This is a genomic window from Lentilactobacillus senioris DSM 24302 = JCM 17472 (genome assembly GCF_001436555.1).
GTDB classification, from domain to species: domain Bacteria; phylum Bacillota; class Bacilli; order Lactobacillales; family Lactobacillaceae; genus Lentilactobacillus; species Lentilactobacillus senioris.
Genome location: NZ_AYZR01000009.1, coordinates 69,625 through 85,652, shown reverse-complemented (window position 1 = coordinate 85,652; position 16,028 = coordinate 69,625). Strand labels below are relative to the sequence as shown.

Genomic DNA, 16,028 nt, shown 5'->3' with positions numbered 1-16,028 from the left:
GTGGTCGATGTTAATAAATTTGAGAGTATGCAAATTGGTCTTGCATCTCCCGATAAAATTCGTAGTTGGTCATACGGTGAAGTTAAAAAGCCAGAAACTATCAACTACCGAACATTAAAACCAGAAAAAGATGGCCTCTTTGATGAGCGGATCTTTGGCCCTACAAAGGACTGGGAATGTGCCTGTGGTAAGTACAAGCGAATTCGATACAAAGGAATCGTTTGTGACCGTTGTGGGGTTGAAGTTACTCGTTCTAAGGTTCGTCGTGAACGAATGGGACATATTGAATTAGCTGCCCCAGTAACTCACATCTGGTACTTCAAAGGAATCCCAAGTCGAATGGGATTGGTTCTTGACATGAGCCCTCGGGCCCTTGAAGAAATTATTTACTTTGCTTCATACGTGGTTACCGATTCTGGTAATACACCAATGGAAAACAAGCAATTACTTTCTGAACGTGAATACCGTGATAAGAAACAAGAATATGGTAACCGATTCGAAGCTCAAATTGGAGCTGAAGCCATCAAGACGTTGTTAGACAACGTGGATTCAGAAAAAGAAGTTGTGGAATTAAAAGAAGAACTTAAGAATGCTACTGGTCAAAAGCGGACTCGTGCGGTTCGTCGTTTGGACATTCTTGAAGCCTTCGTTAACTCAGGTAACGAACTTTCTTGGATGGTAATGGATACCATTCCAGTTATTCCACCTGATTTACGACCAATGGTACAACTTGAAGGTGGCCGTTTTGCCACTTCTGATTTGAACGATTTGTATCGTCGGGTTATCAACCGTAACAACCGTTTGAAGAGATTGTTGGACTTAAATGCTCCTGGAATTATCGTTCAAAACGAAAAGCGGATGCTTCAAGAAGCCGTTGATGCTTTGATTGATAACGGTCGTCGTGGCCGTCCAGTTGCTGGTCCTGGTAACCGTCCACTTAAGTCTCTTTCACACATGTTGAAAGGTAAGCAAGGTCGTTTCCGTCAAAACTTACTTGGTAAGCGGGTTGACTACTCTGGCCGTTCCGTTATCGATGTTGGTCCTAACTTGAAGATGAACCAAATGGGGCTTCCTGTGCCAATGGCGATGGAACTCTTCAAGCCATTCATCATGAAGGAATTGGTTGCTCGTGATTTAGCTTCTAACATTAAGAATGCTAAGCGCAAGATTGAACGCCAAGATGATGATGTCTTTGCAGTCTTAGAAGACGTTATCAAGGAACACCCAGTTCTGCTTAACCGGGCCCCTACATTGCATAGACTTGGGATTCAAGCCTTTGAACCAGTTCTGGTTAGTGGTAAAGCTATGCGTCTACATCCATTGGTTTGTGAAGCTTACAATGCCGATTTCGATGGGGATCAAATGGCTATTCACGTTCCGCTTTCAGATGAAGCTCAAGCTGAATCACGGTTACTTATGTTAGCCGCTGGTCACATCTTAGCTCCTAAAGATGGTAAGCCGGTTGTGGCTCCTTCTCAAGATATGGTTATCGGTAACTACTATCTAACTATGGAAGAAGCTGGCCGTGAAGGTGAAGGTATGATCTTTAACTCACCTAAGGAAGCTGATTTAGCATTTAGAAATGGGTTAGTTCACTGGCACTCACGTGTCGGAATTCGGACTTCTGCTTTCCCTAAGAAGCCATTTACTGAAGAACAAAGCAATAAGGTAATGGTTACTTCTGTAGGTAAGATCTTGTTTAACATGATTTTGCCAGAAGCTTTCCCTTACTTGAATGAACCAACTAGCACTAACTTAAATGGATACGTGCCAGATAAGTACTTCTTAGCAGCTGGTGAAGATATTCATGATCACTTAGCTAATGCTGAATTGATCTTGCCATTTAAGAAAGGTTTCTTAAGTGACATTATCGCTGAAGTTTACAAGCAATATAAAGTAACCGAAACTTCATTGCTCTTGGATAGAATGAAGGATCTTGGTTATGATGATTCTACTAAGTCTGGTTTGACTGTCGGAATTGCTGATATTACTGAACTTTCTGAAAAACCTGAAATTATTTCAGACGCTAGAAAGAAAGTTGATATGGTTACTAAACAATTCCGTCGTGGTTTAATTACCGATCATGAACGTTATGAACGAGTAATTGGAATCTGGAATGATGCCAAAGACGAAATTCAAGAACGCTTGATGGAAAGTTTCGAACAACAAAATCCGATCTTTATGATGAGTGATTCTGGTGCTCGTGGTAACGTTTCGAACTTTACTCAGCTTGCCGGTATGCGTGGTTTGATGGCCGCTCCTAGCGGTGAAATCATGGAATTGCCTATCACTTCAAACTTCCGTGAAGGACTTTCAGTGTTGGAAATGTTTATTTCTACTCATGGGGCTCGTAAAGGTATGACCGATACGGCCTTGAAGACTGCCAACTCTGGTTACTTGACTCGTCGTTTGGTTGATGTGGCTCAAGATGTTATTGTTCGTGAAAAAGACTGTGGTACCGATCGTGGTTTAACCATCAGTGCAATTACTGAAGGTAACGAAATGATCGAACCATTGTACGATCGAATTGTTGGTCGTTATGCTTTGAAGACTGTCTTTGATCCTCAAACTGGTGACGTAATTGTTCCGGCTGATACTATGATTGATGAAGACGATGCTGACAAGATCGATGCTGCTGGTGTCGAAAAAGTTACTATTCGTTCTGCATTTACTTGTAACACTGTTCACGGTGTTTGTGAGAAATGTTATGGTCGTAACATGGCTACCGGTGACGAAGTTGAAGTTGGTGAAGCTGTTGGTACCGTTGCCGCTCAATCAATCGGTGAACCTGGTACTCAGTTAACCATGCGTAACTTCCATACTGGTGGGGTTGCCGGTAACGCCGATATTACCCAAGGGCTTCCCCGGGTTCAAGAAATCTTTGAAGCTAGAAACCCTAAAGGTAAAGCGGAAATCACTGAAGTTACTGGTACGGTTGAATCTATTGAAGAAAATCCAGCCGAAAGAACTAAAGAGGTTACCATTAAAGGTGAAGCCGATACTCGGACTTACACTGTTCCAATCGCTGCTCGAATGAGAGTTGCTGAAGGTGACTTTATTCACCGTGGTTCTGCATTGAATGAAGGTTCTGTTGATCCTAAGGAAATGCTTAAAGTTCGTGATGTTCTTTCTACTGAAAACTACCTATTGCATGAAGTACAAAAAGTTTACCGTATGCAAGGGGTGGAAGTTTCTGATAAGCACGTGGAAATTATGATTCGCCAAATGCTTCGGAAAGTTCGAATCATGGATTCTGGTGACACTGATGTTCTTCCAGGAACTTTAATGGATATTAATGACTTTAAAGAAAGCAATGCTGACACTGTTGTTTCTGGTGGTATTCCAGCCACAGCTCGTCCGGTATTACTTGGTATTACTAAGGCCGCACTTGAAACTAACAGTTTCTTGTCAGCCGCTTCATTCCAAGAAACTACACGGGTTCTTACTGATGCTGCAATTCGTGGCAAGAACGATCCGTTAGTTGGTTTGAAAGAAAATGTTATTATTGGTAAGTTGATTCCAGCCGGTACTGGTATGGGTGACTACCGTGGTATTAAGCCAGAAGAAGTTGGCGGTTCTGCCACTGACGGTGTCCTTTCAATTAGTGAATTGGAAGAACGCATGAAGGCTGAAGCTCAAGAAAATAACTAAGTTTGACTAAAACAGGATGCGATTAGCATCCTGTTTTTTTATGGAATCGTAAAGGTTAATAATTGAGCTGTGAAGTTGGTGGTAAGAGCATAGCCGCAGAATAAAAAGGGCACAAAGGCGATTCGATGATTAAAATAAAGCCGAGGAACTAGCAATAGGTAGACTAGAGATAATACGCAAGCAAGAAAGAGGACCCAAATGGTAAAGAGGGGACCGCTAGTTAACCAAATTAAAAATAAAATATCGATATCTCCACTACCAATAAAGGAACTCAAATGGTTAAGACTAGTTACTAGTAAATAGATAGGGAGTAATTTGAGGTAATTAAGTTGCCAAGGAAGGATCCATAGACAAAGCCCAAGCCAGACTCCCAGAGGCCAACTAGGAATAGTTTGAGTATGGCAATCCCAAATTGCTAAGTAGGCAAACAAAATTAAAATCAAAATTTGATAATTGGAAGTGATATTGGGAATAATCAAAGCAAATCCCACGCCTAAAAGTAACTCCGTTTGTAAAATTAAGGTGTTAATTTGAGCATGACAGTATCGGCAGCGACCATGCAGTATAAGAAAACTAACTATCGGAATAAGATCATACCAGGCTAATCGATGATGGCAATTGTCACAGTGAGAAGCGGGGAGTAGAATAGATTCATTACGCAAGTGTCGTTGGATTACTAAGTTAAAAAACGAGGCCCAACATGCCCCTAAAATAAAATTAATTGTCATATTTTCACCTCAATAGCAAGATACGAAAATGGTGGAAAAATCCTCTGAAGGATTGACATTTTTAACCAGCAATGATAAATTGATGAAGGTGCTTTTTGCGACAGGTTTCTGAAACGATCAGACATGCTGACTGTTCGATCAAAAAGTGTGTGTGCAGGTGCCGATTCTTTTTTACCCAAAAAAGAACCACCTGGATGTGTGGACTTACAATGGAAAAATGAAAGGAGAACTTTTAGATGCCTACAATTAATCAATTGGTCCGTAAAGGACGTAAATCAAGAACTACTAAATCAAATGCTCCTGCTTTGAACTACGGTTACAACAGTTACAAGAAAAAGTTAACTGACAACCCAGCTCCTCAAAAACGAGGCGTTGCTACCCGTGTTGGAACTATGACACCAAAGAAGCCTAACTCTGCTTTGCGGAAATACGCTCGTGTTCGTCTTTCTAACTTGATCGAAGTTACTGCTTATATCCCTGGTATCGGCCATAACTTACAAGAACATAGTGTTGTTTTGATCCGTGGGGGCCGTGTAAAGGATTTACCTGGGGTTCGTTATCACGTTATCCGTGGTGCTCTTGATACTGCCGGTGTTACTGATCGTCGTCAAAGTCGTTCTAAGTACGGTACAAAGAAGCCTAAGGACTAACATACAGCTTAATTTAAATATTTAAATATAGGAGGATGACGATATGCCTAGAAAAGGAAACGTCCAAAAACGGGAAGTACTTCCTGATCCAATTTACAACTCAAAAATGGTTACCCGCTTGATCAACCACTTAATGCTTGATGGTAAGCGTGGTACTGCTTCAACAATCTTATACGATGCTTTTGACCTTATCAAAGAAGAAACTGGTAACGATCCAGTTGAAGTATTTGATGAAGCAATGAAGAACGTTATGCCAGTTCTTGAAGTTAAAGCTCGCCGTGTTGGTGGTTCTAACTATCAAGTTCCGATCGAAGTTCGTCCAGATCGTCGATCAACTCTTGGTCTTCGTTGGATCGTTCAATACGCTCGTTCACGTGGTGAACACACTATGAACGAACGTCTTGCACGTGAAATTATGGATGCAGCCAACAACACTGGTGCAGCTGTTAAGAAACGCGAAGATACTCATAAAATGGCTGAAGCCAACCGAGCATTCGCTCACTACCGTTGGTAATATTTATTTTAAAGTCGGCCGTCTAGCCGACTTTATTTCTGATTTTAAATCGAGAGGAGTAACAATTTAATGGCTAACAAACGAGAATTTCCCCTAGAAAAAACTCGTAACATTGGTATCATGGCCCATATCGATGCCGGTAAAACTACTACCACTGAACGTATCTTGTACTATACTGGTAAGATTCACAAAATTGGTGAAACCCATGATGGTGCTTCACAAATGGACTGGATGGAACAAGAACAAGAACGTGGTATCACTATCCAATCAGCAGCTACCACTGCTCAATGGAAAGGTTACCGGGTTAACATCATCGATACCCCAGGTCACGTGGACTTCACTATGGAAGTTGAACGTTCATTGCGGGTTCTTGATGGTGCCGTAACCGTTCTTGATGCTCAAGCCGGTGTTGAACCACAAACCGAAACTGTTTGGCGTCAAGCTTCTGAATATAGTGTTCCTCGTATCGTCTTTGCTAACAAGATGGATAAGATGGGTGCTGACTTTGACTTCTCAGTTGATTCAATCGGCGAACGTTTGAACGCTAATGCTTTAGCAATTCAAATGCCTATCGGTGCCGAAGATGACTTCGAAGGGGTTATCGACTTGGTTGAAATGAAAGCCGATCTCTACGACGAAGACGAACTCGGAACTGAATGGGATACTGTTGATATTCCTGATGAATACAAAGAAGAAGCCCAAAAACGTCGTGATCAAATGATTGAAAAATTAGCTGATATCGATGAAGACATCATGGAAAAGTACTTGGAAGGTGAAGAAATTTCTGTTCCAGAAATTAAAGCAGCTATCCGTAAAGGTACTTTATCACTTGAATTATTCCCAGTACTTGCTGGTTCTGCCTTCAAGAACAAGGGTGTTCAAATGATGTTAGATGCCGTTGTTGACTACTTACCATCACCACTTGATGTTAAGCCATACAACGCTACTGACCCTGAAACTGGTGAAGAAGTTGAACTTAAAGCTGATGACAACGCACCATTTGCTTCCTTGGCATTTAAGATCATCACTGATCCATTCGTTGGTCGTTTGACATTTATCCGTGTTTACACTGGTACTTTGGAATCTGGTTCTTACGTACTTAACTCTACTAAGGACAAGCGTGAACGTATCGGTCGTTTGGTTCAAATGCATTCTAACCAACGTAACGAAATTCCTGAAGTATTCTCTGGTGATATTGCTGCTGCTATTGGTTTGAAGAACACTACTACTGGTGATTCTTTGACTGATCCAGATCATCCATTACACCTTGAATCAATGGAAATTCCTGATCCAGTTATCCAAGTTGCCGTTGAACCAAAATCAAAGGCTGACCGTGATAAGATGGATGTTGCTATTCAAAAGCTTGCTGAAGAAGATCCTTCATTTAGAGCTGAAACTAACCATGAAACTGGTGAAACTTTAATCGCCGGAATGGGTGAATTACAACTTGATATCATCATCGACCGGATGAAGCGTGAATTTAACGTTGAAGCCAACATCGGTGCTCCTCAAGTTTCATACCGTGAAGCATTTACTAAGAAGACTTCCGCACAAGGTAAGTTTGTTCGTCAGTCTGGTGGTAAAGGTCAATACGGTGACGTTTGGATTGAATTTGAACCAAACGAAGAAGGTAAAGGTTTCGAATTCGAAGATGCTATCGTTGGTGGGGTTGTTCCTCGTGAATACATCCCTTCAGTTGAACAAGGTTTGAAGGAAGCTATGGAAAACGGTGTTCTTGCCGGTTACCCAATGGTTGACTTGAAAGCTAAGTTATACGATGGTAGTTACCATGAAGTCGATTCTAGTGAAGCTGCCTTTAAAGTGGCTGCTTCAATGGCATTGAGAAATGCTGCTAAGACCGCTGATTCTGTTATCTTGGAACCAATTATGAAGGTTGATATCAGTGTTCCTGAAGAATACATGGGTGATATCATGGGCCAAGTTACCGCACGTCGTGGCCGTCTTGACGGTATGGAAGATCGTGCCGGTGCTAAGGTTATCCATTCATTCGTTCCATTGTCAGAAATGTTTGGTTACGCAACTACTCTTCGTTCTGCATCACAAGGCCGTGGTACTTTCACTATGACTTTTGATCACTACGAAGCAGTGCCTAAGAGCATTCAAAAAGAAATTATTGAAAAAAATGGCGGTAACGCTGGTTAATTCTTAATTTCAATTAAACTGAGTTAAGTTTTAGCTTGACTCTAACTTAAATAGGAGTTAAGGTCGTAGGACCTTAACTCCTATTTTTTTGTGTTAAAAAATAATTTAGGCAGATTGTAATTCTACTTTATATTACAATTTGAAGAAAAAACGAAAACTTGCGCGCTAGACCTTGCGTCCAGCCTGGATTTCATGTAGAATGATCTAGTACTTGTGTTTAAGGGGCAATTAGGCTCTAAATAAGTATGTATTAGCTTTGATGTGAAAGGTTGCGACACACCCGGATGCTTTGCCATGGGTGCGGCGGTAATTTTCACGGAGTTAGTCCTATTTTCAAAATAGACGAAGGAGGGAACACAATGGCAAAACAAAAAATTCGGATTCGGTTGAAGGCATACGAACATCGTATCTTAGACCAATCAGCAGACAAGATTGTTGCTACAGCACAACGGACTGGTGCTACTATTTCTGGCCCAATTCCATTGCCAACTGAACGTACAATCTATACTGTTTTAAGTTCACCACATAAATACAAGGATGCGCGTGAACAATTTGAAATTTTAACCCACAAGCGGTTAATTGATATTTTGAACCCAACGCCAAAGACTGTTGATTCATTAATGAAATTGGATCTTCCTAGTGGTGTGGATATCGAAATCAAACTATAAAAATACATTTATATCGGAGGTGTACTCATGACCAAAAAAGGAATCTTAGGAAAAAAGGTTGGTATGACGCAAGTCTTTACTGAAAACGGCGAATTAGTTCCAGTTACTGTTATCGAAGTAACTCCTAACGTTGTTATGCAAGTTAAGACTAACGAAACTGACGGTTACGAATCTGTTCAACTTGGCTTTGATGACAAGCGTGCAGTATTAAGTAACAAACCGGCAGATGGCCACGCAAAGAAAGCTAACACTAATCCTAAGCGCTTCATTAAAGAAATCAAAGATGTTGAGCTTAGCGATTACAATGCAGGTGACGAAGTTAAGGTTGACATCTTTGAACCAGGTGACGTTGTTGACGTAACTGGTACTACAAAGGGTCATGGTTACCAAGGTAACATCCATAAAGACGGCCAACGTCGTGGACCTGAAACTCATGGTTCTCGTTATCACCGTCGTCCAGGTTCACTTGGTGTTATTATTAACCGGGTTGTTCCAGGAATGAAATTACCAGGTCGAATGGGTAACAAGACTGTTACTATTCAAAACTTAGAAGTTGTTAGCACAGATGTTGAAAACAACGTAATCTTGATTAAAGGTAACGTTCCAGGCGCTAACAAATCATTTGTTACAATTAAAACTGCCGCTCGCGGCTCAAAGAAATAGAAAGGAGGAAATGATAAATGACTGATGTAGCATTATACAAACAAGATGGTAGTCAAAACGGCACTATTGCTTTGAATGACGAAATCTTTGGTATCGAACCAAACGAACACGTTGTTTTTGATACCATTTTGATGCAACGGGCATCAATGCGTCAAGGTACTCACGCCGTTAAGAACCGTTCTGCTGTTCGTGGTGGTGGTAAGAAGCCATGGCGTCAAAAGGGAACTGGCCGTGCTCGCCAAGGTTCTATTCGTTCCCCACAATGGCGTGGTGGTGGTGTCGTATTTGGTCCTACACCTCGTTCATACGCTTATCATTTACCTCGCAAGGTAACTAGACTTGCAATGAAGTCAGTTCTTTCCGCTAAGGTAGCTGATGACAAGCTTGTTATGATTGATTCTCTTGCCTTTGATGCACCAAAGACTAAAGAATTTGCTAACATGCTAAATGCTTTAAATGCTGATACAAAAACTTTGGTAGTCTTGGAAAACGACAACGATAACGCTATTCGTTCAGCTCGTAACCTTGAAAATGTTAAGGTTATCGACGCTAAAGAAGTTAACGTTTTAGATGTTGCTAACTACGACAAAGTCGTAATGACTAAGACTGCTCTTTCTCAAGTAGAGGAGGTGCTCGCATAATGGAATCACGTGATATTATTTTGCGCCCAGTAGTTACCGAAGAATCAACTTCTAAGATGGACGACAAGCGTTACACCTTTGACGTGGATTTACGAGCAACTAAAACTCAAGTTAAAAAAGCAATCGAAGACATCTTTGATGTTCAAGTTGTTAAAGTAAACATCATGAATGTTCGCGGTAAGTTAAAGCGCCAAGGTCGTTACTCTGGTTACACTAAGAAACGTCGTAAGGCAATCGTAACTTTATCTGCTGACTCAAATGAAATTCAATTATTCGGTCAAGAATAATTAAATAATATCTTTTATATAGGAGGGAAACATCGTGGCGATTAAAACATATAAGCCAACCAGCAACGGTCGACGTAATATGACAAGCCTTGACTACAGTGAAATCACTAAGTCAAAGCCTGAAAAATCATTGCTTGAATCAAAGAACAAGACTGCTGGTCGTAACAACTACGGTCATATGACTGTTCGTCATCGTGGCGGCGGTAACAAGAACTTGTACCGTGTCATCGATTTCAAGCGTAACAAAGATAACGTGCCTGCAACTGTTAAGGCAATCGAATACGATCCAAACCGGACTGCAAATATTGCATTGGTATATTATGAGGATGGTATTAAAGCTTACATTTTAGCTCCTAAGGGCTTAAAGGTTGGCGATAAGATCGAATCTGGTCCAGATGCTGATATTAAAGTTGGTAACGCATTACCACTTACTAACATTCCTGTTGGTTCAGTTATCCACAACATTGAATTGAAACCTGGTAAGGGTGGCCAATTGGCTCGTTCTGCTGGTGCTTCTGCTCAATTACTTGGTCGTGACGGTAAATATGCTTTGGTTCGTTTGACTTCTGGTGAAGTTCGGATGGTCCTTGCTGTTAACCGTGCCACAATCGGTGCAGTTGGTAACGAAGAACACGAATTAGTTAACGTTGGTAAAGCTGGTCGTAACCGTTACAAAGGTCAACGCCCACACGTTCGTGGTTCTGTAATGAACCCTAACGACCATCCACACGGTGGTGGTGAAGGTAAAGCTCCTGTCGGACGTCCATCACCATTATCACCATGGGGTAAGAAGACGGTTGGTAAGAAGACTCGTTCTAAGAGAGCTAAGTCTGATAAGTTTATCGTTCGTCGTCGTAAAGGCTCGAAGATGTAATTTAAACTAAGCAAAAAGATTTAGTAGAGGAGGTTTCAACATGGGTCGTAGTTTGAAAAAGGGACCTTTCGCCGATGAGTACTTACTCAAAAAGGTTGATGCCCAAAAAGATGTAGAAAAGAAAGCTGTCATCAAAACTTGGTCACGTCGTTCAACGATTTTCCCTAGTTTTATCGGCTACACATTCGCTGTTTATGATGGTCGGAAACACGTACCAGTTTACGTGCAAGAAGACATGGTAGGACACAAGTTGGGTGAATTTGTTCCAACTCGTACGTTCCACGGTCATGGTGGCGACGACAAAAAAACTCGTTAATAGCAAGGAGGATAACAATGGCTGAACAAATCACATCAGCAACGGCAACTGCCAAAACTGTTCGAATTGCAGCACGTAAGGTCCGCCTTGTGGTTGACCTAGTTAGAGGTAAAAGTGTTGCTGAAGCCTTAGCAATCTTGAAGTTCACCCCACGTGGTGCATCTCCAGTAGTTGCTAAAGTTCTTAACTCAGCAGTTGCAAATGCAGAAAACAACTTTGACTTAGATAGTCAAGATCTTTACATTAGTAAAGCAATCGTGAATGAAGGTCCTACTTTGAAGCGTTTCCGCCCAAGAGCTAAAGGATCTGCATCACCAATCAACAAAAGAACAAGTCACATCACTATCGTTGTGTCTGAAAAAAAGGAGGGATAAAGCGTGGCTAAGACAATCAATCCTAACGGTTTACGAGTAGGTATTATTCGTGACTGGCAAGCTAAGTGGTATGCTGAAAAAGATTACGCTAACTACTTGCGTGAAGATTTACAAATTCGTAAATACATCGAAAAGCGTCTTGCAAGTGCTTCAGTTTCAACTATTGAAATCGAACGTGCCGCAAACCGCGTTAACATTTCTATCCACACCGCTAAACCAGGTATGGTTATCGGTAAGGGTGGTTCTGAAGTTGAAAACCTACGTAAGGAACTTAACAACCTTACCGGTAAACGTGTTCACATCAACATCATCGAAATCAAGAAACCTGATTTAGATGCTAAATTAGTTGGTGAAAGCATTGCTCGTCAATTGGAAGGCCGTGTTGCATTCCGTCGGGCTATGCGTCAAGCTATTCAACGGACTATGCGTTCTGGTGCCCTTGGTATCCGTACTCAAGTTGCTGGTCGTTTGAATGGTGCCGACATGGCACGTGTTGAATCTTATTCAGAAGGAACTGTTCCATTGCATACTTTGCGTGCAGATATTGATTATGCATGGGAACAAGCATTTACTACTTACGGTGCCATTGGTGTTAAAACTTGGATCTACCGTGGTGAAATCCTTCCAGATAAGCCAAATAGTCAAAAAGCTGAAAAAGGAGGGGAATAAACATGTTAGTACCAAAGCGTGTTAAGTTCCGTCGTGAGCACCGTGGTCACATGCGTGGCGAAGCTAAAGGCGGTAAGACGGTAACATTCGGTGAATTCGGTTTACAATCCCTTGATTCACACTGGATCTCAAACCGTCAAATCGAAGCTGCTCGTATTGCGATGACCCGTCACATGAAGCGTGGTGGGAAAGTTTGGATTAAGATTTTCCCTCACAAGTCATATACTGAAAAAGGTGTCGGTGTCCGAATGGGTAATGGTAAAGGTACTCCAGCTGGATGGGTAGCTCCTGTAAAACGCCAAAAGGTAATGTTTGAAGTTGCCGGCGTTGATGAAGCAACTGCTCGTGAAGCTTTGCGCCTTGCCGCAATGAAACTTCCCGTTCGCACTAAGATCATAAAACGTGAGGAAGTAGGTGGCGAATCAAATGAAGGCTAAAGAAATTAATGAATTAACCACTGCTCAGATGCTTGAAAAAGAGAAAGATTACAAAGACGAATTGTTCAATCTTCGTTTCCAACTAGCCACTGGTCAATTGGAAAACACTGCTCGTCTTAAGCAAGTTCGTAAGAACATTGCTCGTATCAAGACAGCTCTTCGTCAACAAGAACTAAGCAAATAGAATACGATAGGAGGTATGATTAATGGCTGAAGAACGTAACCAGCGAAAGGTATATCAAGGACGCGTTGTTTCTGATAAGAACAACAAGACCATCACCGTCGTTGTTGAAACTTACAAAAACCATCCAACATATGGCAAGCGTGTTAAGTACTCAAAGAAGTACACCGCTCATGATGAAAACAACGAAGCAAAGGTTGGCGATATCGTTCGAATCATGGAAACTCGTCCTTTGTCTGCAACAAAGCGTTTCCGTTTGATCGATATTGTTGAAAAAGCAGTTATTATTTAATTTAAAATCATTTTTTATCGTATTCTGATTTAAAAAATGAAGGGAGGATAAACCTGTGATTCAACAAGAAAGTCGTTTAAAAGTTGCCGACAACTCAGGTGCAAAAGAAATTCTGACCATTAAGGTTTTAGGTGGCTCTACTAGAAGATATGCCGGTATCGGTGATGTGATTGTTGCTACTGTCAAACAAGCAACACCAGGTGGCGTTGTCAAAAAAGGTGACGTTGTCAAGGCAGTTGTTGTTCGGACTAAAGCTGCAACTCGTCGTAATGATGGTTCATATATTCGTTTTGATGAAAATGCTGCTGTTTTAATTCGTGATGACAAGAGCCCTCAAGGTACTCGTATTTTTGGCCCGGTTGCTCGTGAATTACGTGATAGCAATTTCATGAAAATTGTATCATTAGCCCCAGAAGTTCTCTAAACTACCAAAAATAAGGAGGTGCCCGTAATGTTTGTAAAAACTGGTGACAAAGTTCGTGTCATTGCCGGCAAGGACAAGGGTAAAGAAGGAACAGTAAAAAAGACTATTGCTTCTAAAGACCGCGTTATCGTTGAAGGCATTAATATGGTTAAGAAACATAACAAGGCTTCTCAATCCAATCCTCAAGGAGGAATTGTTGATACTGAAGCACCTATCCATGTTTCTAACGTAATGCTCATCGACCCATCAAACAACGAACCAACCCGTGTTGGTTTCCGCGTTGAAGATGGTAAAAAAATTCGTTTTTCAAAGAAGTCAGATAAGGCTATCGATTAAGAAAGGAGGACCACACTTAAATGTCAAGTCGTTTACAAGAAAAATTCAATGGCGAAATTACTCCACATATGATGGACAAATTTGGCTACAAGTCAATCATGCAAGCTCCTAAGCTTGATAAAATTGTTTTGAACATGGGTGTTGGTGACGCCGTTACCAACGCTAAAAACTTGGATGAAGCAGTTGCTGAATTAGCTTTAATCTCAGGTCAAAAACCTTTGGTTACTAAAGCTAAAAAGTCAATTGCCGGATTCAGATTACGTGAAGGAATGTCAATTGGTGCTAAGGTAACTCTTCGTGGTGACCGTATGTACGACTTCCTTGACAAGTTAATCAACATTTCTCTTCCTCGAGTTCGTGATTTCCACGGTGTTAACTCTCGTTCATTCGATGGTCGTGGTAACTACACTCTAGGTATTCGGGAACAATTGATTTTCCCTGAAATTGATTATGATAATGTTAACCGTGTTCGTGGTTTAGACATCGTTATCGTTACTACTGCCAATACCGATGAAGAAGCACATGAGTTGCTTGGTCAATTCGGTATGCCATTCACAAAGTAATCTAGGAGGTTTCACATTGGCTAAAAAATCATTAATTGTAAAAAGTGAACGTCCAGCTAAGTTTTCAACGCAAGCTTACACTCGTTGTGAACGCTGTGGACGGCCTCGTGCAGTCTACCAAAAATTCCATCTTTGCCGTATTTGCCTTCGTCAACTTGCTCATGAAGGTCAAATCCCTGGTATGAAGAAAGCTAGTTGGTAAAAATAAACATAAAAAGGAGGTTGTTCGCACATGTCTATGACTGATCCAATCGCAGACTTCTTGACTCGTATTCGTAACGCCAACATGGTTCGTCACGAAACTGTCGAAGTACCTGCTTCAAAAATCAAAGGCGATATTGCTGAAATTCTTAAGCGCGAAGGTTTCGTTCGCGATGTAGAATATATCGAAGACGATAAGCAAGGCATTATCCGCGTATTCCTTAAGTACGGTCAAGATAACCAACGTGTTATTACTGGTCTTAAGAGAATTTCAAAACCTGGTTTGCGTTCATACGTCAAAGCAGATGCTGTTCCTAAGGTTCTTAATGGTTTAGGAATTGCTATTATTTCAACTTCAAACGGAGTTATCACTGATAAAGAAGCTCGCGCTAAAAAAATCGGTGGCGAAGTATTAGCTTACGTTTGGTAAAAATTAAAAAGGAATTGGAGGTGAAATAAAAATGAGTCGTATTGGTTATAAAACAGTTGTTTTACCAGCTGGTGTAGAAGTAAAACAAGAAGGTAACGTGGTTACTGTTAAAGGTTCTAAAGGTACTTTAAGCCGTGAATTCTCTGACATGATTAAGATGAATATCGAAGGCAACGAAGTTAACTTTGAACCAGTAGGCAACTACAACAACAAAGTTCGTGCAATGCATGGTACTTCACGTGCCAACTTCAACAACATGGTTGAAGGGGTTACTGATGGTTTTAAGAAAACTCTTAAGCTTGTCGGTGTTGGTTACCGTGCTCAACTTAAAGGCAGCACTTTGACCCTTAACGTTGGTTACTCAAACCCAGTTGAAATGACTGTCCCAGAAGACTTGACTGTTGAAGTTCCTGACAACACTACTATCAATATCTCAGGTATTGATAAGCAACACGTTGGAGACTTTGCTGCTTCAGTTCGTGCCGTTCGTTCACCAGAACCTTACAAAGGTAAAGGTATTCGTTACGAAAATGAACACATTATTCGCAAAGAAGGTAAGACTGGTAAGTAATTTATCAGCCTAAATAAAATTTGAGGTGACTATTTTGATTTCAAAACCAGATAAGAACAAAAATCGGAAACGACGTCACAATCGTGTCCGCAATAAGATCTCTGGTACTGCAGAGCGCCCACGCTTGAATGTTTTTCGCTCTAACCAAAACATCTACGCTCAAGTAATTGATGACGTAGCGGGTGTAACGCTTGTTAGTGCCTCAACATTAGAAGAAGCTGTCAGTGGTACTAAGACTGAACAAGCTGCTAGTGTTGGTAAGTTAGTTGCAGAACGTGCAGCTGCTAAGAACATTAAAAATGTCGTATTTGATCGTGGTGGATACATTTATCATGGTCGTGTCCAAGCTCTCGCCGAAGCAGCTCGCGAGAACGGATTAGAATTTTAGAGAAGGA

Annotated in this window: 23 protein-coding genes; 22 read left to right on the top strand and 1 reads right to left on the bottom strand. The window is 41.2% G+C overall.

Annotated features, from left to right (window positions below):
- Window positions 1-3,651: a DNA-directed RNA polymerase subunit beta' gene (gene rpoC, locus FC56_RS06940; protein WP_056978576.1), complete on the top strand. Its 3,651-nt coding sequence runs from the start codon at window positions 1-3 to the stop codon at window positions 3,649-3,651.
- Between the two features lie 38 nt (window positions 3,652-3,689).
- Here the strand turns inward: rpoC and FC56_RS06935 are convergent, their stop codons facing one another.
- Window positions 3,690-4,379, bottom strand: coding sequence for a prepilin peptidase (locus FC56_RS06935; RefSeq protein ID WP_082620605.1), 690 nt, complete (start codon window positions 4,377-4,379; stop codon window positions 3,690-3,692).
- 236 nt (window positions 4,380-4,615) lie between these two features.
- Here FC56_RS06935 and rpsL point away from each other — a divergent pair, with 236 nt between their 5' ends.
- The 21 genes from rpsL (at window position 4,616) to rplR (ending at window position 16,021) form a co-directional block, all read left to right on the top strand.
- The gene (gene rpsL / locus FC56_RS06930; protein WP_056978573.1) at window positions 4,616-5,029 is read left to right on the top strand and encodes a 30S ribosomal protein S12; all 414 of its coding nucleotides are present in this window, start codon (window positions 4,616-4,618) and stop codon (window positions 5,027-5,029) included.
- A gap of 43 nt (window positions 5,030-5,072) precedes the next feature.
- Window positions 5,073-5,543, top strand: a complete 471-nt coding sequence (rpsG, locus tag FC56_RS06925; protein WP_056978571.1) for a 30S ribosomal protein S7 — start codon at window positions 5,073-5,075, stop codon at window positions 5,541-5,543.
- A 69-nt stretch (window positions 5,544-5,612) separates the two neighbouring features.
- Window positions 5,613-7,706: an elongation factor G gene (gene fusA / locus FC56_RS06920; protein ID WP_056978569.1), complete on the top strand. Its 2,094-nt coding sequence runs from the start codon at window positions 5,613-5,615 to the stop codon at window positions 7,704-7,706.
- Window positions 7,707-8,065: 359 nt separating this feature from the next.
- Complete coding sequence (rpsJ, locus tag FC56_RS06915) at window positions 8,066-8,374, top strand: 30S ribosomal protein S10 (RefSeq protein WP_054671360.1); 309 nt, start codon at window positions 8,066-8,068, stop codon at window positions 8,372-8,374.
- A gap of 27 nt (window positions 8,375-8,401) precedes the next feature.
- Window positions 8,402-9,037, top strand: a complete 636-nt coding sequence (gene rplC / locus FC56_RS06910) for a 50S ribosomal protein L3 (RefSeq protein WP_054671364.1) — start codon at window positions 8,402-8,404, stop codon at window positions 9,035-9,037.
- 17 nt (window positions 9,038-9,054) lie between these two features.
- The gene (gene rplD / locus FC56_RS06905) at window positions 9,055-9,678 is read left to right on the top strand and encodes a 50S ribosomal protein L4 (protein ID WP_056978567.1); all 624 of its coding nucleotides are present in this window, start codon (window positions 9,055-9,057) and stop codon (window positions 9,676-9,678) included.
- A complete protein-coding gene (gene rplW / locus FC56_RS06900; RefSeq protein WP_054671369.1) occupies window positions 9,678-9,965 on the top strand; it encodes a 50S ribosomal protein L23 in 288 nt (95 codons plus the stop codon). Before rplD ends, rplW begins: the two co-directional genes overlap by 1 nt.
- A gap of 34 nt (window positions 9,966-9,999) precedes the next feature.
- Entirely contained in the window at window positions 10,000-10,839 is an 840-nt protein-coding gene (gene rplB, locus FC56_RS06895) for a 50S ribosomal protein L2 (RefSeq protein WP_054671372.1), read from the top strand.
- A gap of 40 nt (window positions 10,840-10,879) precedes the next feature.
- A complete protein-coding gene (gene rpsS / locus FC56_RS06890) occupies window positions 10,880-11,155 on the top strand; it encodes a 30S ribosomal protein S19 (RefSeq protein ID WP_054671375.1) in 276 nt (91 codons plus the stop codon).
- A 17-nt stretch (window positions 11,156-11,172) separates the two neighbouring features.
- Window positions 11,173-11,529, top strand: coding sequence for a 50S ribosomal protein L22 (rplV, locus tag FC56_RS06885; RefSeq protein ID WP_056978561.1), 357 nt, complete (start codon window positions 11,173-11,175; stop codon window positions 11,527-11,529).
- A gap of 3 nt (window positions 11,530-11,532) precedes the next feature.
- A complete protein-coding gene (gene rpsC / locus FC56_RS06880; protein WP_056978559.1) occupies window positions 11,533-12,198 on the top strand; it encodes a 30S ribosomal protein S3 in 666 nt (221 codons plus the stop codon).
- A gap of 2 nt (window positions 12,199-12,200) precedes the next feature.
- Entirely contained in the window at window positions 12,201-12,635 is a 435-nt protein-coding gene (gene rplP, locus FC56_RS06875; protein WP_054671386.1) for a 50S ribosomal protein L16, read from the top strand.
- Window positions 12,625-12,819 carry a 50S ribosomal protein L29 gene (gene rpmC, locus FC56_RS06870; protein ID WP_054671389.1) on the top strand — a complete coding sequence of 65 codons (195 nt, stop codon included), beginning with the start codon at window positions 12,625-12,627 and terminating at the stop codon, window positions 12,817-12,819. The genes rplP and rpmC overlap by 11 nt, the downstream gene beginning before the upstream one ends.
- Before the next feature lie 22 nt (window positions 12,820-12,841).
- Window positions 12,842-13,108, top strand: coding sequence for a 30S ribosomal protein S17 (gene rpsQ, locus FC56_RS06865; protein WP_054671392.1), 267 nt, complete (start codon window positions 12,842-12,844; stop codon window positions 13,106-13,108).
- Between the two features lie 55 nt (window positions 13,109-13,163).
- Entirely contained in the window at window positions 13,164-13,532 is a 369-nt protein-coding gene (gene rplN / locus FC56_RS06860) for a 50S ribosomal protein L14 (RefSeq protein WP_054671396.1), read from the top strand.
- A gap of 27 nt (window positions 13,533-13,559) precedes the next feature.
- Window positions 13,560-13,868 (top strand): 50S ribosomal protein L24, encoded by a 309-nt coding sequence (gene rplX, locus FC56_RS06855; RefSeq protein WP_056978556.1) that lies wholly within the window; start codon window positions 13,560-13,562, stop codon window positions 13,866-13,868.
- A gap of 20 nt (window positions 13,869-13,888) precedes the next feature.
- Entirely contained in the window at window positions 13,889-14,431 is a 543-nt protein-coding gene (gene rplE, locus FC56_RS06850) for a 50S ribosomal protein L5 (RefSeq protein WP_054671399.1), read from the top strand.
- Between the two features lie 16 nt (window positions 14,432-14,447).
- On the top strand, window positions 14,448-14,633 hold the full coding sequence (locus FC56_RS06845) for a type Z 30S ribosomal protein S14 (protein ID WP_054671402.1): 186 nt from the start codon (window positions 14,448-14,450) through the stop codon (window positions 14,631-14,633).
- 30 nt (window positions 14,634-14,663) lie between these two features.
- Window positions 14,664-15,062: a 30S ribosomal protein S8 gene (gene rpsH, locus FC56_RS06840; RefSeq protein WP_054671406.1), complete on the top strand. Its 399-nt coding sequence runs from the start codon at window positions 14,664-14,666 to the stop codon at window positions 15,060-15,062.
- A gap of 31 nt (window positions 15,063-15,093) precedes the next feature.
- Entirely contained in the window at window positions 15,094-15,633 is a 540-nt protein-coding gene (rplF, locus tag FC56_RS06835) for a 50S ribosomal protein L6 (protein ID WP_056978554.1), read from the top strand.
- Between the two features lie 25 nt (window positions 15,634-15,658).
- Window positions 15,659-16,021, top strand: coding sequence for a 50S ribosomal protein L18 (gene rplR, locus FC56_RS06830; protein ID WP_054671413.1), 363 nt, complete (start codon window positions 15,659-15,661; stop codon window positions 16,019-16,021).
- Window positions 16,022-16,028: the final 7 nt, after the last annotated feature.